At 68.1% G+C, this 20,490-nt stretch carries 16 protein-coding genes; 7 read left to right on the plus strand and 9 right to left on the minus strand.

What is annotated here, in order from left to right; all coding sequences use genetic code 11:
• Nucleotides 1–2 precede the first annotated feature (2 nt).
• Nucleotides 3–239 (plus strand): DUF6587 family protein, encoded by a 237-nt coding sequence (locus CSC71_RS01660; RefSeq protein WP_162372602.1) that lies wholly within the window; start codon nucleotides 3–5, stop codon nucleotides 237–239.
• A 94-nt stretch (nucleotides 240–333) separates the two neighbouring features.
• Here CSC71_RS01660 and CSC71_RS01665 read toward each other — a convergent pair whose 3' ends face one another.
• The 6 genes from CSC71_RS01665 to CSC71_RS01690 form a co-directional block, all read right to left on the minus strand.
• A complete protein-coding gene (locus CSC71_RS01665; protein ID WP_162372603.1) occupies nucleotides 334–705 on the minus strand; it encodes a hypothetical protein in 372 nt (123 codons plus the stop codon).
• Nucleotides 702–1,196, minus strand: a complete 495-nt coding sequence (locus tag CSC71_RS01670) for a bactofilin family protein (RefSeq protein ID WP_162372604.1) — start codon at nucleotides 1,194–1,196, stop codon at nucleotides 702–704. Before CSC71_RS01670 ends, CSC71_RS01665 begins: the two co-directional genes overlap by 4 nt.
• A gap of 163 nt (nucleotides 1,197–1,359) precedes the next feature.
• Entirely contained in the window at nucleotides 1,360–2,967 is a 1,608-nt protein-coding gene (locus CSC71_RS01675) for a carboxyl transferase domain-containing protein (protein WP_162372605.1), read from the minus strand.
• 150 nt (nucleotides 2,968–3,117) lie between these two features.
• Nucleotides 3,118–3,480: a hypothetical protein gene (locus tag CSC71_RS01680; protein WP_162372606.1), complete on the minus strand. Its 363-nt coding sequence runs from the start codon at nucleotides 3,478–3,480 to the stop codon at nucleotides 3,118–3,120.
• A gap of 169 nt (nucleotides 3,481–3,649) precedes the next feature.
• Nucleotides 3,650–3,949, minus strand: coding sequence for a hypothetical protein (locus tag CSC71_RS15440; protein WP_162372607.1), 300 nt, complete (start codon nucleotides 3,947–3,949; stop codon nucleotides 3,650–3,652).
• Between the two features lie 136 nt (nucleotides 3,950–4,085).
• On the minus strand, nucleotides 4,086–5,258 hold the full coding sequence (locus tag CSC71_RS01690; protein WP_162372608.1) for a thiolase family protein: 1,173 nt from the start codon (nucleotides 5,256–5,258) through the stop codon (nucleotides 4,086–4,088).
• Between the two features lie 207 nt (nucleotides 5,259–5,465).
• Here CSC71_RS01690 and CSC71_RS01695 point away from each other — a divergent pair, with 207 nt between their 5' ends.
• Nucleotides 5,466–8,333 carry an autotransporter serine protease gene (locus CSC71_RS01695; protein ID WP_246191920.1) on the plus strand — a complete coding sequence of 956 codons (2,868 nt, stop codon included), beginning with the start codon at nucleotides 5,466–5,468 and terminating at the stop codon, nucleotides 8,331–8,333.
• Between the two features lie 178 nt (nucleotides 8,334–8,511).
• Here the strand turns inward: CSC71_RS01695 and CSC71_RS01700 are convergent, their stop codons facing one another.
• Both CSC71_RS01700 and CSC71_RS01705 read right to left on the minus strand, forming a co-directional pair.
• Nucleotides 8,512–9,684 (minus strand): acyl-CoA dehydrogenase family protein, encoded by a 1,173-nt coding sequence (locus CSC71_RS01700; protein WP_162372610.1) that lies wholly within the window; start codon nucleotides 9,682–9,684, stop codon nucleotides 8,512–8,514.
• Nucleotides 9,685–9,767: 83 nt separating this feature from the next.
• Nucleotides 9,768–10,868: a Glu/Leu/Phe/Val dehydrogenase gene (locus CSC71_RS01705; RefSeq protein WP_162372611.1), complete on the minus strand. Its 1,101-nt coding sequence runs from the start codon at nucleotides 10,866–10,868 to the stop codon at nucleotides 9,768–9,770.
• Between the two features lie 269 nt (nucleotides 10,869–11,137).
• Here CSC71_RS01705 and CSC71_RS01710 point away from each other — a divergent pair, with 269 nt between their 5' ends.
• From CSC71_RS01710 to CSC71_RS01720, 3 genes are all read left to right on the plus strand, one after another.
• Nucleotides 11,138–14,761: a methylmalonyl-CoA mutase family protein gene (locus tag CSC71_RS01710; RefSeq protein ID WP_162372612.1), complete on the plus strand. Its 3,624-nt coding sequence runs from the start codon at nucleotides 11,138–11,140 to the stop codon at nucleotides 14,759–14,761.
• A gap of 464 nt (nucleotides 14,762–15,225) precedes the next feature.
• Nucleotides 15,226–16,383 carry a threonine aldolase family protein gene (locus CSC71_RS01715; RefSeq protein ID WP_162372613.1) on the plus strand — a complete coding sequence of 386 codons (1,158 nt, stop codon included), beginning with the start codon at nucleotides 15,226–15,228 and terminating at the stop codon, nucleotides 16,381–16,383.
• 187 nt (nucleotides 16,384–16,570) lie between these two features.
• Entirely contained in the window at nucleotides 16,571–17,572 is a 1,002-nt protein-coding gene (locus tag CSC71_RS01720; RefSeq protein WP_162372614.1) for a DUF4333 domain-containing protein, read from the plus strand.
• A gap of 401 nt (nucleotides 17,573–17,973) precedes the next feature.
• Here the strand turns inward: CSC71_RS01720 and CSC71_RS01725 are convergent, their stop codons facing one another.
• Nucleotides 17,974–18,864 carry a nuclease-related domain-containing protein gene (locus CSC71_RS01725; RefSeq protein ID WP_162372615.1) on the minus strand — a complete coding sequence of 297 codons (891 nt, stop codon included), beginning with the start codon at nucleotides 18,862–18,864 and terminating at the stop codon, nucleotides 17,974–17,976.
• A 238-nt stretch (nucleotides 18,865–19,102) separates the two neighbouring features.
• Between CSC71_RS01725 and CSC71_RS01730 the strand changes: the two genes are divergently transcribed.
• Together CSC71_RS01730 and CSC71_RS01735 are read left to right on the plus strand one after the other, a co-directional pair.
• Nucleotides 19,103–19,960, plus strand: a complete 858-nt coding sequence (locus tag CSC71_RS01730; RefSeq protein ID WP_162372616.1) for a type II toxin-antitoxin system RelE/ParE family toxin — start codon at nucleotides 19,103–19,105, stop codon at nucleotides 19,958–19,960.
• Between the two features lie 72 nt (nucleotides 19,961–20,032).
• Nucleotides 20,033–20,446, plus strand: a complete 414-nt coding sequence (locus tag CSC71_RS01735) for a hypothetical protein (protein WP_162372617.1) — start codon at nucleotides 20,033–20,035, stop codon at nucleotides 20,444–20,446.
• Nucleotides 20,447–20,490: the final 44 nt, after the last annotated feature.

Genomic DNA, 20,490 nt, shown 5'->3' on the forward strand with positions numbered 1-20,490 from the left:
CGATGGGCGCGTCGCTGCTGCTGCAATACATCGTGATCGCGCTGGCGGTGATCGTCAGCGCGTGGGTGGTGGCGAAGAAGCAGTTCCCGGGCGGCGTACGCAGGCTGCGCACGGCGCTGGCGATTCCGCTGCTGCGCGAAGGCAAGCCGGCGTGGCTGCGGGCGCTGGGCAGGAAAGTCGCGCCGGAGACGAAGAATGCCGGCAGCGGCGGTTGCGGCGGCTGCAACAAGTGCGGTTGAACGCGCGGTTCCGGTAGGGCGGGACTAGCTCCGCTGCTTTCGCTTCGCGTGGGCGCGGCAAGCTACGCCCTGCGGCCGTTCCGGGGCAAGGGGTTCAGTGCCGGCGGAACTTGCCCTTCAGGTCCCCGCGCTGGACCATTTCCACCGACAGCGAGAAGCTGCGCTCCTCGCCGGGCTGCATCGCGCCGACGCCGACCACCTGGCGGTTGATCTCTTCGCCGCGGTCGTTGCGGATCACCATCACCACCGTGTATTCCCACGGGCCGCCGTCGGCGGGGTGCCGCACCGTGCCTTCGACGCGCAGCGGCGTGGCCACCGGCATCGCACGCAACGCGGTCAACGCGGCTTCGTCGAAACGCAGGTGATGCCTGCACGACGGGCAGACCGCCGCGCTTTCGAGGATCGTGGTCTTGCAATGCGGGCAGACGCGGGTCGCGCCCGCGCTGCCCGGGCGCGGCGTGCTCATGCGGCCGCGCTGTGCTCCGCGCCGCCCTTCGCGGACTTGGCCCGGTCGTCGTTCCAGCCGAAGTCGACGTGGCCGCGGATGCGCGCGCCGTTGGCCACGGTCACCGCGCCGGCCTTGACGTCGCCGGTGATCGCGCCGGAAGCCAGCACGTCGACCTGGGTCGCGGAATCGATGTTGCCTTCCAGCTCGCCGGCGACGGTGACCTTCTTCGCCTTGACGCTGCCGTTGACCTTGGCGCCGAGTTCGATGGTCAGGTCGCCCTGCACGTTGACGTCGCCCTTGAACTTGCCGGCGATGCGCACGTGGCCGGCGCCCTCGATCTTGCCTTCGATGGCCAGGTCGGCGGAGATCAGCGACTCCTTGGCGGTGGAGCGCTCGGGCGTCGCCACCGGCGCCGGCGCGGCGGACAGGAATTCGGGCGTGGCCGCGGGCTGCGGTGGTTGCGGGGCAGGGATGTCTTTCTTGGCGCCAGGGTCTTTCCACATGGACATGGGGGGTTCTCTCTACCGGGGGACAACGGACTTCCGACTATCGCCGCCGAAGTGTTAGCGTCCCGTGATACGGAAGTTAATTCCCCTGTTCAGACAAGAGTTTGTCCCCAAATTGTGAAGTCGGGTGTGAAGTGGTCCGTCGCTGCCGGGGCGGCAGAAGCGCCTACATGCGGAACACGCCGAACTTCGCCGGCTCGATCGGCGCGTTCAGCGCGGCCGAAATCGCCAGTCCCAGCACCCGGCGGGTGTCGGCCGGATCGATGATGCCGTCGTCCCACAGCCGCGCGGTCGCGTACCACGGGCTGCCCTGGGTTTCGTACTGGGCGCGGATCGGCGCCTTGAACGCTTCCTCCTCTTCGGCGCTCCACGATTTGCCGGCGGCCTCGATGCCGTCGCGCTTCACCGTCGCCAGCACGCTGGCCGCCTGCTCGCCGCCCATCACGCTGATCCGCGCGTTCGGCCACATCCACAGGAACCTCGCGCCGTAGGCGCGGCCGCACATCGCGTAGTTGCCGGCGCCGAAGCTGCCGCCGATGACCACGGTGAACTTCGGCACGCTCGAGCACGCCACCGCGGTGACCATCTTCGCCCCGTCCTTGGCGATGCCGGCGTTCTCGTATTTCTTGCCGACCATGAAGCCGGTGATGTTCTGCAGGAACACCAGCGGCACGCCGCGCTGGTTGCACAGTTCGATGAAGTGCGCGCCCTTCAGCGCGCTCTCCGAGAACAGGATGCCGTTGTTGGCGACGATGCCGACCGGGTAGCCGTGGATGCGGGCGAAGCCGGTGACCAGGGTCTTGCCGTAGCGCGCCTTGAACTCGTCGAACTCGCTGGCGTCGACCAGGCGCGCGATGACCTCGCGGATGTCGAACGGGCGGCGCGTGTCCCTGGGCACGATGCCGTACAGCTCCTCGACGGGGTAGGCCGGCTCGCGCGGCTCGCGCACCGCGGGATCGACCTTCTTGCTGCGGTTGAGGTGGCCGACGATGTCGCGGGCGATTTCCAGCGCGTGGCGGTCGTCCTCGGCGAAATGGTCGGCCACGCCGGAGACGCTGGTGTGGACGTCGGCGCCGCCGAGCGATTCGGCGTCGACGACCTCGCCGGTCGCCGCCTTCACCAGCGGCGGGCCGCCGAGGAAGATCGTGCCCTGTTCCCTGACGATGATCGATTCGTCGCACATCGCCGGCACGTAGGCGCCGCCGGCGGTGCAACTGCCCATCACCACCGCGACCTGCGGGATGTTCTCGGCGCTGAGCCGCGCCTGGTTGTAGAAGATCCGGCCGAAGTGCTCCCTGTCGGGGAACACCTCGTCCTGCAGCGGCAGGAAGGCGCCGCCGGAATCGACCAGGTAGATGCAGGGCAGGCGGTTCTCGCGGGCGATCTCCTGCGCGCGCAGGTGTTTCTTCACCGTCATCGGGAAGTAGGTGCCGCCCTTCACCGTGGCGTCGTTGGCGACGACCACGACTTCCTGCCCGCGCACGCGCCCGATGCCGCAGACCATGCCGGCGGCTGGCGCGGCGCCGTCGTACATTTCCTCGGCGGCGAGCGGGGCGATCTCGAGGAACGGTGAACCGGGGTCGAGCAGCGCGGCGATGCGTTCGCGCGGCAGCAGCTTGCCGCGTTCGCTGTGCCTGGCGCGCGCCTTTTCGCCGCCGCCGTCGGCGGCGCGCGCGAGCCGGCGCGCGAGTTCCGCGGCGAGTTCGCGGTGGTAGGCGGCGTTGTCGGCGAAATCCTGCGATCGCGGGTCCAGGCGTGAAGTGATCAGGGGCATGTCGCCGTCGCAACGGTGGGAAAGAGGCCGGCATCAAAGCACATGCGGCGGCCCCCGCCAATGCGCGGCGCAAAAACGGCCGGTGCAACCGCGCCGCAAAAAACAAGGCCCGCTTGCGCGGGCCTTGCGAGGAACTGCAGCAGCCGTCGATTACTGCTTGGCGGCTTCTTCGACCTTCTCGGCGCCATCCTTCATGGCGTCGGCGGCATCGGCGGCGGCGTCCTTGGTGGCGTCGACAGCGGCATCGGCGGCGTCGGAGGCGGCAGCGGCGGCGTCGCTCGCAGCGTCGGCGGCGGCGTCGGTCGCGGCGGCAGCGGCGTCGCTGGTCGCGTCGGCGGCGTCGGCGGCGGCATCGGTCGCGGCGGCAGCGGCGTCGGTGGTCGCGGCAGCGGCGGCGTCGGCGGCGGCAGCGGCGTCTTCAGCGGCGCCTTCGGCGGCGCCTTCGGCGGTGTTCTTGCAGGCGGCCAGGGCGAAAGTGGCGGCGGCGGCCAGGATCAACAGCTTGGTCTTCATGAGTCTCTCCAGAGTGGTCGTGAAGCGAATCGGAAAAGCGAAACTTCAGGAGCAGATCGATGCGGCCCGTGGCCTCGTCACCCGTTCCTCTTAACCGAAAAAGGCCGCCGGCAGGAACCGGCGGCCTTTTTATTTAAGCACTAACGCAAGCGCTAGTCAGCCGTAGAGATTACTTCTTCTCTTCTTCGGCGGCCGGAGCGGCAGCGTCGGTCGCGGCAGCGGCGGCGTCGGCCGCAGCGTCGGCAGCGGTGTCGGCGGCGGCAGCGGCGTCGTCGGCAGCGGCCTGGGCGGCGTCGGCGGTGGTCGCGGCGGCGTCGGCGGCGGCTTCGGCCGGGGCGGCAGCGTCAGCGGCCGGGGCTTCGGCGGCCGGTGCGGCGGCTTCGGCGGTCGCGGCGGCTTCTTCCTGCTTCGCGCACGCAGCCAGGGCGAAACCCAGGGCCAGCGCGATCAGAGCCTTGTTCATGGTCATTTTGCAATTCCTCGTCATGGTGAGTGGCAACGCGCAATTGCGCGCCGCCGACATGATGACAAGCGCGAAAGGGCTGTCAAGCGGGCGCGTATTCAGTTTTGTAAAAACTGTGTCAACAACCCATGAAAACAAGGGTTCAGAGCAGTTCCAGCGCAATCGCCGTGGCCTCGCCGCCACCGATGCACAGGGTGGCGATGCCCTTCTTCCCGCCGCGCTTGCGCAGGGCGTTCAGCAGGGTCACCACCAGGCGCGCGCCGGAGGCGCCGATCGGGTGGCCCAGCGCGCAGGCGCCGCCATTGACGTTGAGCTTGGCGTGCGGGATGCCCAGGTCCTTGATCGGCGCCATCGCGACCACGGCGAAGGCTTCGTTGACTTCGAACAGGTCGACGTCCTCCACTTTCCAGCCGGCCTTGTCCAGCACCTTCCTGATCGCGCCGACCGGCGCGGTGGTGAACCATTCCGGTTCCTGCGAATTGGTCGCATGCGCGACGATGCGCGCCAGCGGCTTGATGCCGCGCCTGGCGGCTTCGTCGGCGCTCAGCACCACGGTCGCGGCGGCGCCGTCGGAGATGCTCGACGAACTGGCGGCGGTCACCGTGCCGTCCTTGTTGAACGCCGGCTTCAGCGTCGGGATCTTGGCCACGTCCGACTTGCCCGGCTGTTCGTCGACCGCGAACTCGACTTCGCCCTTGCGCGTGGAAACCTTGACCGGGACGATCTCGCCGTCGAAGGCGCCCGAGGCGATCGCGGCCTGCGCGCGCTTGACCGATTCGACGGCGAAGGCGTCCTGCTCCTCGCGGGTGAAGCCGTACTTGGCGGCGGTGGCGTCGGCGAAGATGCCCATCGACTTGCCGTCGTAGGGGTTGGTCAGGCCGTCCCACGCCATGTGGTCGACCAGCTTGGCGTCGCCGTAGCGCAGGCCGGTGCGCGCGGAAACCATGTGCGGCGCATTGGTCATCGATTCCATGCCGCCGGCGACCACGATGCTCGCCGAGCCGGCCTTGATGATGTCGTGCGCCAGCATGATCGCCTTCATGCCCGAACCGCAGACCTTGTTGATGGTGGTGGCGCCGGCCGACTTCGGGATCCCGGCCGCGATCATCGCCTGGCGCGCCGGCGCCTGGCCGAGGCTGGCCGGCAGCACGCAGCCCATGATCACTTCGGACACGTCGGCGGCGGGGATGCCGGATTCCGCCAGCGCAGCGCCGATCGCGGCGGCACCGAGGGTCGGGGTGGGCACGCCGGTGAACTGGCCCAGCATCGATCCGATGGCGGTGCGCTTGGCGGCGGCGATGACGATGTCGGACATGATGTGTTCTCCCGTTGAAGTGGTCCGGTAATGGCGCGCATTATCGCCCGGCGGCGGGCTTTGCGGTTAATGGACTTTGGTCCGGGTGTTCCGCGGGCCGGTAACGTAGAGTCGGATCGCCCGCGACGCGGGCGCCGGAATGTGACGGCAGGGAACAGGAAAGGGGGACGACCGATGAGGCGGGACGCAGGAGCGGCAAGCGGTGGATTGCGCTGGACAGTGTTGCTGGCGCTGGTTTCGGCATTGGCTGCCTGCGGCGGCGCAGGCGGCGGAGGCGCGGTCAAACCGACGCCACCACCCCCATCCCCGACCTACGACCCGGGCTTCACCCCGACCGTTGCCACCGACAGCAGCCTGACCCAGGTGAATCCCCCGTCCGTGCCGGAACAGGGCGCGCCGGCGGTATTGCCGCAGTACAGCCGGCACCTGCAGTTGACCAATGCCGCCGGCGCACTGGGCGCGGGGTTGAAGGGCCAGGGCGTGACCATCGGCCTGGTGGACACGGGCGTGAACCGCGACCACCCGGCGCTGAGCGGCCGGGTGACGCGAAATTTCGTGCACGTCGATCCGGCGGTGAACAACACCAGCGTCGACGACGTGGTCGGCCACGGCACCGTCGTGGCGCAAATGGCCGCCGGGCAGGGCGTCGGCAGTTGGGGCGGCGGCGTCGCGCAGCAGGCGAACATCGTCGCCTCGCGCATCATCAACGACACCCCGCCGGAGGACGACGGCTCGGGCGAAGGCAACGAAATCCACGCCGGCGAGGGCTACGGCGACTTCTTCCAGTCCATCAACGACGAACTGGCCGACGCCGGCGCGAAGATCATCAACAACTCGTGGGGCGGCCTGTACTGGAACGATCCGGCGCTGACCACCGAGCTGACCAATGCGTGGAAGGACTTCGTGGTCGGCCGCGGCGGCATCATCGTGTTCGCCAACGGCAACGCGGGCGACGTGCCGGAACTGCTGCCGAACCCCTCGGACAACGCCGCGCTGCCCAGCCTGGCCAACGACCCGCAGCTCGAGAAGGGCTGGCTGACCGTGGCCGCGCTGGATCCGGACACTCCGACCCGGCTCACTTCGTACTCGCAGCAGTGCGGCATCGCGATGAACTACTGCCTGGCCGCGCCGGGCGACGTGATCTTCATCGATCCGCAGGCCAAGGTCGGCGCGGCCAGCTACGGCCTGTGGCAGGGCGGCGGCACGTCGTTCGCGGCGCCGCAGGTCTCGGGCGCGGCGGCGGTGGTGTGGTCGGCGTTCCCGTACTTCACCAACGACCAGGTGCGGCAGGCGATCCTCGGCGGCGCCAAGGATCTCGGTGTGCCCGGCGTCGATCCGGAGTTCGGCTGGGGCCTGCTGGACGTGAGCAAGGCGGCGAACGGGCCGAGCAATTTCGCGTGGGGCGATTTCAGCGTGAACTTCTCCGGCAACTCGGTGTGGCGCAATCCGATCGTCGGCAGCGGCGGGCTGGTCAAGAACGGCAGCGGCACCCTGACCCTGGCCGAAGCGGGCAGCTACACCGGCGAAACCCGCGTGCAGGCCGGCGGGCTGGACGTACGCAAGGGGCTGGCGTCGAACGTGAGCATTTCCAGCGGCGCCAAGGTCTGGGCCAGCGGCGCTTTCGGCGGCAATGTCAGCAATGGCGGCGCGTTCTTCAACGGCGCCGGTTCGCCGGCCAGCATCGCCGGCAATTTCAGCCAGACATCCACCGGCAACTTCGGCGTCTGGCTGGGAAGCCGGCTCAACGTTGCCGGTACCGCGACGCTGGCCGGGCAGGCGTCGATCCTGGGCACGAAAAGCGGCTATACCACGTCCGCGAAGGAAACCCTGCTGACGGCCAATGGCGGCATCAGCGGCACCTTCGCCAGCCTGAAGGCGGCGCCGAACGTGTTCCTCGATGCCGCGCTTTCCTACGACGCCAACAACGTCTTCCTCGACATCAAGCGCATCGACGTATCGAAGGCGGTGGCCGGCATGGGCCTGTCCGGCATCACCCGGATGTCGTCGGTGCGCGTCGAAGGCGCGATGCAGGCGCTCGACAGCCAGCTGGCGGGCGGCGCCGGCGGCATCGGCGCGGGGTTCATCGAAGGCGCCGGCGCCTTGCAGCGCATCGCCAGTGCGGCGCAGGCCGACGCTTCGATTCGCAGCCTCTCCGGCGAACTGCATGCCGCCGCCGATGCCATGGGCTTCGACAACATCGCCGCGAACCGCCGCGCGCTGTCGTCGCGCTTCGGCGAACTGGCGGCGCGACCGTATTTGCAGGGCGACTGGTCGCGGTCGTTGGACCAGCCAGGGCAGGGCGGCGGCGTCGCCGGACAGTTCCAGCGCGACGGCTGGCTGATGGGCAGCGACGCGCGCCTGGGCGCGGACGCGGTGGCCGGCTTCGCCTTCGGCGAAACCGAGGCCGACGGATTCCTCGGCGCCGGCCGCGACCGCAGCCACGACCGGCAGACGCAGGCGCGGTTCTACGCCGGCGCCGCACGCGGCAACGCCTATGCGATGGGCCAGCTCGGCGTCGGCCGCTACGAGCGGCAACTGCGCCGCGGGCTGCTGCTCGGCGACCGGCGCGAGCGCGTGGCCAGCGATTACGCCGGCGATTTCTTCGCCGCGAACGTCGAAACCGGTTACCGCTTCGGCGACGGCACCGGCACGCTGGTGCCGTACGCGGGCGTCGATTACGTGCGGCTGGACCGCGACGGTTTCGTCGAGAACGGCGCCGACGGCTTCGGCCTGAAGGCCAACGCCAGCCGCGCGGAACGCACGCAGGCGGTCGCGGGCCTGCGCGCGGAACGCGCGTGGGCGTCGGCAAGCGGCCGCGAGCTGACGCTGCGCGGTTACGCGGAATGGCAGCGTTCGCTGTCCGAGAACGGGTTGCTGGTCGATGCCAGCTTCACCGGCGCCGAATCGTGGTCGCCGCTGTACGGCGCAGGCTTCTCGCGTTCGGCCGGCCTGTTCGGTTTCGGCCTGGATTCGCGGCTGTCGCGCCAGGCGACGCTGTCGTTCGGCTACGACCGGCGCTTCGGTCCGGCGTTCGCCGACCGGCAGTGGTCGGCGAAGCTGCGCTACGGGTTCTGACGATTCTCGACCCCTCTCCCGCGGGCGGGGAGGGGTCCGCTCGTTCCGGCCGCGCGAAGCACGCGCGGCGCTCGGACGACCTACGCGGCAGTGCCGCGCAAGCAGGTCATCCTCGTTCCGGCCGCGCGAAGCACGCGCGGCGCTCGGACGACCTGCGCGGCAATGCCGCGCAAGCAGGTCATCCTCGCCCCTCGAACAACTCGCGGCCGATCAGCATGCGCCGGATCTCGTTGGTGCCCGCGCCGATCGCGTACAGCTTGGCGTCGCGCAGCAGGCGGCCGGTGTCGAATTCGTTGATGTAGCCGTTGCCGCCCAGCGCCTGGATCGCCTCCAGCGCGACCTGCACCGCCGCGTCGGACGAATGCAGCAGGCAGGCCGCCGCGGCCGCGCGCGAAGCGCGGCCGGCGTCGTAGTCGCGCGCCACCTGGTAGGCGAAGGCGCGGCTCGACTGCAGCGCGGTGTACATGTCGGCGATCTTCGCCTGCATGATTCCGAAGCTGCCGATCGGCGCGTCGAACTGCCTGCGCTCGCGCACGTAGGGCAGGGCGATGTCCAGCGCCGCCTGCATCAGCCCGAGCGGGCCGCCGCTGAGCACCAGCCGTTCGCTGTTCAGGCCGCTCATCAGCACGCGCACGCCTTGGTCGACGTCGCCCAGCACGTTCTCCCGCGGGATCTCGCAATCCTCGAACACCAGTTCGCAGGTGTTGCTGCCGCGCATGCCCAGCTTGTCCAGCTTCTGCGCGGTCGAGAAACCCTTCATGCCGCGCTCGACCAGGAACGCGGTCATGCAGCGTGAACCGGCGTCCTTGCCCGCGGTGCGCATGTACACCAGCAGCACGTCGGCCTCGGGGCCGTTGGTGATCCACATCTTGTTGCCGTTGGCCACCCAGACATCGCCGCGCAACTCGGCGCGGCAGCCCATCGAGCCGACCACGTCGGAGCCGGCGCCCGGCTCGCTCATCGCCAGCGCGCCCTTCCATTCGCCGCTGCACAGCTTCGGCAGGTACTTGCGCCGCTGCGCCTCGTTGCCGTTGAGGTACAGGTTCGACACGCACAGGTTCGAATGCGCGCCGTAGCTCAGGCCGACCGAACCCGAGGCGCGCGAAATCTCCTCCATCGCGACCAGGTGCGCCAGGTAGCCCATGCCGCTGCCGCCGTATTCCGGCGCCACGGTCATGCCAAGCAGGCCCAGTTCGCCCAGCTTCGGCCACAGGTCCTGCGGGAACGCGTTGTCGCGGTCGATCTGCGCCGCGCGCGGCGCGATCTCGCTGTCGGCGAAGCGGCGCACCGCATCGCGCAGCGCGTCGATCTCCTCTCCCAGCGGAAAGGCTTCTACTGAAACGGGTCGCATCCGGCTCCTCCCTCCAATTGCGACGGCCCCGCGGCGTCATCCCCGCCCGCGCGGGAACGGCGCCGGCGCGGCGCTCGATTGCCTCAATGTTCCCCGCGCAAGTGCCCCATGAACCGCGGCGCGGTGCGCCCCAGCGGCAGCTTCAGCTTGCCGATCGACGCGATCCGCGCCTCGGCGATGCGGTCGGCGGCGTACTGCGGCGCGATGTTCTCCTTGTCCGCCAGCTCGAAGATCTTGCCGACCGTGTGGTAGATGTTGCGCATCAGCCGCATCGCGCGCTCGCGGTTGTAGCCGTCGATCTCCAGCGACACGTTCATCGAGCCGCCGGCGTTCACCGCGTAGTCCGGCGCGTACAGGATGCCGCGCTCGTGCGCCTCGGTGCCGACCACGTGCGACATCTGGTTGTTGGCGGTGCCGCAGATCACCTTGGCCTTCAGCCGCGGCAGGGTCTGCTCGTTGATCGAATACTCGAACGCGCACGGCGCGAACACGTCGGCGGCCACGTCGTAGATGTCGTCGGGCTTCACCGCCTCGGCGCCGAATTCCTCGACCGCGTGTTCGACCAGTTCCGGGTTCAGGTCGGTCACGAACAGCTTGGCGCCGCGCTCCTTCAGCAGCTTCACGAACTCCATGCCGATGTGGCCCAGGCCCTGCACCGCGACCGAGTACTTGCCGACCTCCTCGTTGCCGAACTTGCGGCTGAGCGAGGCCATCAGCCCCTGCAGCGCGCCGTAGGCGGTGAACGGGCCGGGGTCGCCGCTGCCGCCGTGCACCTGGTGCACGCCGACCACGTATTCGGTCTCGCGGTAGACGTGCTCCATGTCGTTGATGTCGGTGCCGGCGTCCTCGGCGCCGATGTAGCGCCCGCCCAGCGAATCGACGTAGCGGCCCAGCGCGCGGAACATCGCCTCGGTCTTGTCCTTCGCCGGGTCGCCGATCACCACCGCCTTGCCGCCGCCGACGTTGAGCCCGGCCAGCGCGTTCTTGTAGGTCATCGTGCGGCTCAGGCGCAGCGCGTCGGTCAGCGCCGCGTCGTCGTCGGCGTAGGGGCGCATGCGGATGCCGCCGAGCGCCGGGCCGAGCACGGTGCTGTGGATCGCGATGATCGCCTTCAGCCCCGCGTCGGGGTTGTTGCAGAACAGGACCTGTTCGTGTCCGGAAGTCTTCAGGGTCTCGAAGATCATCGCTGCGTGCTCCGATTGCGCTTGCCGCCGGCCCCTGTTCCAACCTGCTGGCACGCCTGAAACGTTGGCAAATGGTTGAACCGAAACGAAAAAGCGACGTTCCCATGGTGCGGTCGGAAGCGTCGCGCGGGCCTAGTCTACGCAAAACCGCGGACCGGGGTCACGGTTCGCCCGCCGTCGGTCGCGCCGGTCGGGCGTGCCGGGCGGTGCACGCGGGCGGCGTTAGAATTGCCGGTCTGGATTTCCGAATACATATGCATGGAGGGTGCATGAGCAGGTTGGCTTCAGATGTCCCGGTTGCGCGTGCCGACGCAACGCCGTTGCGTTTCGTCACCGCGGCCAGCCTGTTCGATGGCCACGACGCGGCGATCAACATCATGCGCCGGCTGATCCAGGCGCAGGGCGCCGAGGTGATCCACCTGGGCCACAACCGCAGCGTCGAGGACGTGGTCCGCGCCGCGCTGCAGGAGGACGCCGACGCGATCGCGCTGTCGTCGTACCAGGGCGGGCACGTCGAGTACTTCAAGTACATGGTCGACATGCTGAAGGAGAAGGGCGCGCCGCACGTGCGCGTGTTCGGCGGCGGCGGCGGCACGATCACCCCGGAGGAGATCCGCGAGCTCGAGGCCTACGGCGTCGAGCGCATCTACCACCCCAACGACGGCATGAAGCTGGGCCTGGTCGAGATGATCGGCGACGTGGTCAAGCGCGCCGACGAAGCGCGCTCGCGGCGCGACGCCGGCCAGCCGGCGGCGCCGGGCATCGACGACGAGATCGGCATCGGCCGCGTGCTCAGCGCGATCGAGGACGGCGCGTACGGCGAATCCGAACTGTCGCGGCTGCGCAAGCAGTGGCAGCTGGCCGGCGGCAAGACCCCGATCCTCGGCCTCACCGGCACCGGCGGCGCCGGCAAGTCGTCGGTTACCGACGAGCTGCTGAACCGCTTCCTCGCCTGCTTCCCGCAGATGCGCATCGCGGTGGTCTCGGTCGACCCGACCCGGCGCCGCAGCGGCGGCGCGCTGCTCGGCGACCGCATCCGCATGAACTCGCTGCGCAGCCACCGCGTGTACATGCGCTCGATGGCCACCCGCCGCCAGCACGCGGCGACCAACACCGTGCTGAAGGACTGCATCGGCTTCCTGAAGTCGCTGGGCTTCGACCTGGTGATCGTCGAGACCGCCGGCATCGGCCAGAGCGATTCGGAGATCGTCGACCTGGTCGACTTCCCGGTGTACGTGATGACCAGCGACTACGGCGCGGCGTCGCAGCTGGAGAAGATCGACATGCTCGACTTCGCCGAGCTGGTCGTGCTGAACAAGTACGACCGCCGCGGCGCCGAGGACGCGCTGCGCGACGTGCGCAAGCAGTGGAAGCGCAACCGCAACGCCTTCGCCGCGAAGGACGACGAGATCCCGGTCTATCCGACCATCGCGTCGCAGTTCAACGACCCCGGCGTCAGCTGGATGTTCGCCAACCTGTGCCGGCTGCTGCGCGACAAGCTGCACGCCGCCACGCCGCGCTGCGACTTCGCGCCGGACATCGACACCTCGCTGAAGGAGCCGCGCGCGACGGTGCTGATCCCCGGCGGCCGCGTGCGCTACCTGGCCGAGATCGCCGAGCAGGGCCGCGCGATCAACCGCCGCATCGAGGCGCAGGCCGAAATCGCCGACCGCGCGCAGGGCTACTGGCAGTCGCTGCACGACCTGGAAGACCCGCGCCTGCCGAAGGCGCTGGAACTGTACGCGGCCGAGGACCTGTCCTTCGACTCCGGCGCTTCGCGCCTGCGCTCAGGACGAACGGATCAAGGCGGATCGCCCGAAAATCCAGCCGTTCGCCCTGAGCGTAGCCCGCAGGGCGAAGCCGAAGGGCCGGACCGTTCGCTGCTGACCCTGCGCCAGCGCTACAACGACGCGGTGCAGTCGCTCGACGCGCTGAACCTGAAGCAGCTGCGCGAATGGCCGCAGCGGCTCAAGGCGATCACCGACGCGCACTACCGCTACGAGGTGCGCGGCAAGACCCTGCAGGGCGACAACTACCGCGAATCGCTGTCGCACCAGAAGATCCCGAAGATCGCCGCGCCGACCTACCGCTCGTGGGGCGAGCTGCTGGTGTTCCTGGGCAAGGAGAACCTGCCGGGCAGCTATCCGTACACCGGCGGCGTGTACCCGTACCGCCGCACCGGCGAGGACCCGATCCGCATGTTCGCCGGCGAGGGTACGCCGGAGCGCACCAACCGCCGCTTCCACTACCTCAGCCTGGGCCAGCCGGCCGCGCGCCTGTCCACCGCCTTCGACAGCGTGACCCTGTACGGCGAGGACCCGGCGCCGCGCCCGGACATCTACGGCAAGATCGGCAATTCCGGGGTCAACATCCCGACGCTGGACGACATGAAGAAGCTGTATTCCGGCTTCGACCTGTGCGCGCCGACCACCAGCGTGTCGATGACCATCAACGGCCCGGCGCCGATCATCCTGGCGATGTTCATGAACACCGCCATCGACCAGCAGGTGGAGAAATACCTGAAGGCCGATCCGCAGCGCTGGGCGGAGGCGCAACAAAAGATCGACGCGCTGTTCGCGGGCCGGCCGCGCCCGCGCTACCACGGCGAACTGCCGGCCGGCAACGACGGCCTCGGCCTGGGCCTGCTCGGCGTCACCGGCGAGCAGCTGGTCGACGCCGAGACCTACGCCAGGATCAGGGCGCAGACGCTGGCGACCGTGCGCGGCACGGTGCAGGCCGACATCCTGAAGGAAGACCAGGCGCAGAACACCTGCATCTTCAGCACCGAGTTCGCGCTGCGGATGATGGGCGACATCCAGCAGTACTTCGTCGAGAACGGGGTGCGCAACTTCTACTCGGTCAGCATCTCCGGCTACCACATCGCCGAGGCCGGGGCGAACCCGATCAGCCAGTTGGCCTTCACCCTCAGCAACGGCTTCACCATCGTCGAGTACTACCTGGCGCGCGGGATGAAGATCGACGACTTCGCGCCCAACCTGTCGTTCTTCTTCAGCAACGGCATGGACCCGGAATACACCGTCATCGGCCGCGTCGCGCGGCGCATCTGGGCGCGCGCCATGCGCGAGCGCTATGGCGCCAACGAGCGCAGCCAGATGATGAAGTACCACATCCAGACCTCGGGCCGCAGCCTGCACGCGCAGGAGATCCAGTTCAACGACATCCGCACCACGCTGCAGGCGCTGTACGCGCTGTTCGACAACTGCAACAGCCTGCACACCAACGCCTACGACGAGGCGATCACCACGCCGACCGAGGAAAGCGTGCGCCGCGCGGTGGCCATCCAGATGATCATCAACAAGGAACTCGGCCTGAACTTCGTCGAGAACCCGTGGCAGGGCAGCTTCGCGGTCGAGTACCTGACCGACATCGTCGAGGAGGCGGTGTACAAGGAATTCGAGGCGATCAGCGAGCGCGGCGGCGTGCTCGGCGCGATGGACACCATGTACCAGCGCGGCAAGATCCAGGAAGAGAGCCTGTACTACGAGCAGAAGAAGCATGACGGCAGCCTGCCGCTGGTCGGCGTCAACACCTTCCTGCCGAAGGAGCACGGCGGCGAGATCGCCACCGAGATCGAGCTGATCCGCAGCACCGCGGAGGAGAAGGCGCAGCAGATCGCCAACGTGCGCGCCTGGCAGGCGTCGCGGAACGGGCTGGCGCCGGAAGGCGAGACCGACCACGGCCACGTGGTCGAGGACGACGATGCGGCGTCCACCGAGCCGCACGACGGCCACGGCCTGGCCTACCTGCAGCGCGCCGCGCGCGAGCGGCGCAACGTGTTCGCGGCGCTGGTGGAGGCGGTGAAGACGCACAGCCTGGGGCAGATCAGCCACGCGCTGTACGACGTCGGCGGCGAGTACCGCCGCAACATGTAATCAGCCTGCTTCCACCCCTCTCCCGAAAGGGGGAGAGGGTGAATTCACGTCTCGATCGGGAGTGAGTTGGAGTCTCCCTCCCCCCTAGTGGGGGAGAGTGCCCCGAAGGGGCGGGAGAGGGGGCGCGAGCGCAGCGAGCGTGCCTTTGGCTTTTGCAGTTGCCTGGTGAAAGTCAAAAGCCGACCCCTGTCCGGCCCGGCGTAGCACGCCGGGCGTTCGGAGCCGCACGCGGCAATGCCGCGTGAGCAGCGGCTCCTCACCCCTCGCGCTACGCGCGTTTCCCTCTCCCGCAAGGGGAGAGGGAGAAGCCACGCCTCAGTTTTGGTAGGTTGGGGTGAACGAAGCGAACCCCGACTGCGAGTGCCTTCCGGACATGGGGATGTCGGGGGTTTGCTACGCTCACCCCGACCTGCGCGCCGTAGCGCAGGTCCGACGTATCGAAATCCCCTTACCGGAGAACGATCTTGGACCGTCGTGCTTTCCTGCAAGGTTCGCTGGCTACCGCGCTGGCCGCGGCGACCGCTGACGTGGCCGCCGCCGCGCAGGCCGCATCCGCCGCCGCGGCGCCGCCGCCCGCATTCCCGCCGGTCGACGCGCGCAGCGTGTGGCTGGTCGGCGACAGCGCGCCGCCGGATCCGCTGGCGATGACCGCGCGGCTGGCGGAACTGGCCCGCGGCAACGCCGACATCCGCGACCGTTACCAGGACGGCGGCGTGGTCGCCGAACTGGAGCGCAGCTTCGCGCAATTGCTGGGCAAGGAGGACTGCGCGTTCTTCCCCACCGGCACGCTGACCAACAACGTGGCGGTGCGCGTGCTGTGCGGGGAGCAGCGGCGCGCGCTGGTGCAGCAGGAGAGCCACCTGTACCGCGACGAAAGCGATGCGGCGCAGCGCCTGTCGGGCATCAACCTGTTGCCGCTGGCGGCGGGTCGCGCCAGTCCGACGCTGGAAGAAATGCGCGGCGCGATCGATGCGTCGGAAAACGGGCCGTATCCGATGAAGATCGGCGCGGTGTCGCTGGAAAGCCCGGTGCGGCGCGCCGATGGCGAGATGGTGCCGCTGCCGCTGGTGAAGGAAATCGCCACGCTGGCCCGCGCGCATGGCGCGCGCCTGCACCTGGACGGGGCGCGGTTGCTGCTCGCGCAGCCGGGTTTCGACCTGGCCGCGTACACGGCGCTGTTCGATACGGTGTACGTGTCGCTGTACAAGTACCTGGAAGCGCCGTTCGGTGCGGTGCTGGCCGGGTCGAAGGCGGATATCGCGGAGGCGCGCGACCTGCGCCACGTCTATGGCGGTGCGCTCTACCAGGGCTGGATGCCGGCGGCGCTGGCGCACGATGCCTTGCCGCGTTTCCGTTCGGAAATCGTGGTAGCGCACCAGCGTGCGCGGCAGTTGGTGTCGGCGCTGGTCGACAGCGGCAAGGTGCGAGATGGAAGTTCGCCGCATGCGTCGAACATCTTCTGGCTGGAGATGGAGCAGTCGCTGGCCGAAGCGGCGTTCGAGCGCGGCCGGCAGGCGGGCATCCGCGTGGGCCGCTGGAAGGACGGGCGCATCCCGCTGTATGCGAATACGACGATCCTGCGGCGACCGCTGGAGGAATACGTGGGGTTGTTCCTTGGCTGAGGATATGGACAAGAGGTGGGCTCGGACCGAGAATCGGGCCGATCTGTGACGCTACCTGCAGCGCACCGCCCGCGAGCGGCGCAACGTGTTCGCAGCGCTGGCGGAGGCGGTGAAGACCCACGGCCTTGGGCAGATCAGTCATGCACTGTACGATGTGGGTGGAGAGTACAGGCGGAATATGTAGACCATGCCAGGTCCGGCTAACAAACGCAGCGTCAACGCCGACACGGCGGTGAAGAAGATTTGCGCTGCTGCCGTGATATTCCTCTCCACCGTGTGCGCTGCAGCTGTGAGCGCTGAGATGCAGAAGGTGTCAACGGATGAGCTCGAGCGTCGGCTCGATGCGAGTCTGGTGGAGCGTGGCGAGCTGGCGAACTCCGTCGATTGCCCAGACGAACTGGATAAGAAAAAGGGCGCGCAGGTCGAGTGCGCCGCCGTTTTTTTAGGCCTTGAGCAGATCCTGACTGTTACGTTCAACGGGATCGACGGCGATCTGATCAACGTCCAGGTGACGGAACGGCCGCGCCGTGTAACCCCGTTTGGGCTCGCCAACCTGCTCAAGACATTCCTGGATGAACTGGGTATACCAGCGGACTCCATCGACTGTCCGGATGCGCTGAATGCGGACAAGGGATCGCAGGTCGAGTGCGCCGTCGTCCGTAATGGCCTGGGGTACACCGCGACGGCCACGTCGAATGGAGCCAACGGCAACACGGTCGACGTCAACTATGTTGTCCCGGAGAAGCCGAGTTGGTGGCCTCGGGACGGACTCTCCGGTCACATTCAGGCGGTCTTGAAGGAACATAGAGGTATATCGCCGGACTCCGCCGATTGTCCCGACAAGCTGGATATCGACGACGGCTCGGAGGTTGAGTGCACTTTCGTCATCGACGGTCTGGAACTGACCGCGACACTCACGTCGAATGGGGGCAAAATCGATCTTCTCACCGCGGAAAATCCGAACAGGTTGACTCAAGAAGGGCTCGTGAAGCGCGTAACGCAGGCAGTGACCGAAGTGACCGGCCAGAGCCCGGGCAAGGTGGAATGCCCTGAAGAAGGGCTGACTGCCGAGGTCGGCGAGATTCAGCGGTGCGTGGTCTCGACAGGCGCGGATGAGTTTGGTGTCACCGTGAGGGTCACGGGGGTCGAGGGCGGTGCAGTGAATTACGATATTACGCGTAGCAAATAGGACCGTAGGCTGGGATGAAGCGAAGCACAATCCCAGCATTGCCTGGTTGCTGGGTTGATAAGGCCAACCCAGCCTACGCCCCTCCGTGGCGCCCGGCCTAGCGGTTAACCGCCGGCCCGTTCACCCCAGCATAGCCATTCGCGCAACCGGTGGTGCAGGTGCTCGCCAGCATGTTGTAGACGATCTGCCCGACATTAGTGCTTCGAGCGGAAGTGGCCGACGCCGTTGCTGGTGTCGCCGCCGCCCATGGTGTACGGGCTGCCGTCGACCAAGTTCCAGCCCGCGTAGGTCGGATGAGCTTTTGTAGGTTGTGGCGAACGAAGTGAACTCCGACTGCGCGAGAAATCAAGGCGGGGCGATGTTGGGGTTCGCTGTGCTAACCCCGACCGCTCGACTCACACTCACTCAACTGTTGGATATCTCATCGCCAACGCCTGCATGATCAGATTGCGCTTGGCGAGCGGAATGGTCTCATTGCCGTAAGTGAACCAGTCGCAACCGCGACCCATTGGGGTGAATACGAACACATCCGAAGCCTTTCCGGCTTCGGTCTTCTCCACCCACCAGCCGGGCAGGGCAATCGCTGGATCGACGCGAACAGCTTCGCCCAGGCTCTCGCGCAGGTAGCCTGCAAGGAACTTGGCCTGACGCCTCGACTGTTCTATCGGCTTGAAGGTAGTGCAGTCGGGGAATTTCAGCACCTCGCCATCGAACCCGACCTTGGCGGACTCACTGGGCGCGACATTCTTCGGTTTACGGAAGGACTTCGTCTCCACGGCGAAGACACCGCGCGGGGCGATGACGACGTGATCGATGTTGAAATCGCCGCAGGGCAGGTCGTGCATCACGATGCAGCCTTGTGCGACAAGGCGGTTCAGCTGCGTGCCGGTGACACGTTCTGCCAGCAGACCGTCGCGCGCCTGATCCCTTTCCCTTGAGTGGCGCTGGTATTGCCAGAAGCCGTATCCGAAGAACAACGCCCATCCGACAAGGAATACCAACTCGTTCGCGCCGACCCCGACTTTCGTCCAATCGATTCGGAGCGTCGCCCAAATAAGAAACAGCATGGGTAGCGCAAGGATCATGAGGCCGAGGCTGAAACCGAGTTCGTCCCGAGCTTTGTCAATGCGATCCAGCAGTTGCTGGCCAGGCACGTGTCCGATCTGCTTGCCATGCAGCGGAGAACGTCGCTCCCGCGATTTGCGCATTACCTTGAGTGCAAGAACGATGGCCAGGGTGATGAGTGCCGAGCCAAGAAATACCGCATGGCCAATGAACATTTGCCACTTCATGCTGATTTCCCCATACGCTCTGGTTCGCAAGGAGGATAACCCCCACAAGACCACTTGAGGCCACCCATCGTGGCGACCATTGCACGGTCGTGTGGGCGGAAACACGCCGAAGTCGTAATCGGACGTTCATCGATTGGACGCTCATCGCCCCGCGCCACGCGTTACGATGCCGCACTCCATCGGCTGCACTTCGTGATTCCCGCATGCGGGCCTGCGATTCCCACGACCCCCTGGCGGCATGAGCGATACGTCGACGCAACCGGACACCAGGGCCGAGCCCCTGGCCGATCGCCTGCGGCCGTGGATCGCCGCGCTGACCAGCGCGCTGCTGCACGTGCTGATGCTGGCGGCCCTGCTGTGGGCCGCCAAGCCGGTGCTGACCTCGCCGCAGAGCGCGGCCAGCAGCGGTTCCCGGACCCGGGTGGCGTTCGTCGGCGAAGGCGCGCCGCCCGAACAGCCCACGCCGGCCCCACCGCGCCCGAAGCCCGCGAAGAAGACGCCCACGCCGCCGTCCGCGGCGAAGGCGCGCGAACGCGTGAAGCCGCGCAAGCCGGTGCTGGAGGCCGAACTGATCGAACGCCCGAGCGAACCGACACCCGAATCGCGCGACAACCCGGAGCCACCCGAGGACAGCCGGACGCAGGCGCCCGCCGCGAGCCCGCCGGCGTCGGTCCAGCGCCGCTCGCGGCGGTGGGGACGGCCGCCGGGCCTGATCGAGGAAGACACCGCGCCCACCGACAACGGGCGGGTCGCGGGGCCGGCCAACCGCCGCGGCAACCGGGGCAGCCCGACCGCCACCGGGCCCAGCATGGAGGTGGGCGGCTACCAGATCATCTACGACCTGCGCGCGGAAACGCGGCTGCGCAGCTGGATGGCGCAGGGGGTGAAGGAGCTGTACATCCCGCTGCCGGGCACGCAGTACCTGATGGCGTGCCCGGCGGAAGTCGCACTGCGGCGCGGCTCCGGCAACTGCCGCCTGCTCGAACCCGATTCCCCCGAGTTGCAGGCCATCGGCGACGCCCGCCAGATCATCACCGTGATGTACGTGTACCACCGCGGCGACCTGCTGTGGAGCGGCCCCGGGGCGTACCGCTGAGCGGGCGATGGCGCGGGTTTGCCCGCCGCGTTTTCCGCTAATCTGATTGCCAGTCCTTCCCCCGGAGGCCCCATGCCTGGCGCGATACGGCTGGAGATCGTCGATGGCGTGCCGGTGGCACGACTGACGGACACGCACGGGGCATTCGAACCGGCCGTCGATCTGGTCGCCGGGGTCATCCGGCGCATGGTGGCGGAAGGCCATCCGCACCTGCTGCTGGACGTCGCCGACGCCGGCTTCGCCGCGCCGGCCCTGGTGGACCGCCTGCGCATGGTGCGCCAGTGGGCCGACGCCGCCGACGGCCGGTTGCGGATCGCGGTGGTGGCGCCGGCGTCGTTCATCGACCACGATCGCTTCGGCGTGGTGGCCGCCGGCAACTTCGGGCTGGCCGCGCAGGTGTTCGAACGCGAAGCGGATGCGGTCGCCTGGCTGCTGGCCGCACGCGCGGACGAACTGCGCCGGAACGCGGCGTTGCCGAAGAAATGAAAACGCCCGGCACCTGGCCGGGCGTTTCCGTTGCGGCGGGCGCG

Origin of the sequence: Pseudoxanthomonas sangjuensis (assembly GCF_010211755.1) — a bacterium.
GTDB lineage: Bacteria > Pseudomonadota > Gammaproteobacteria > Xanthomonadales > Xanthomonadaceae > Pseudoxanthomonas_A > Pseudoxanthomonas_A sangjuensis.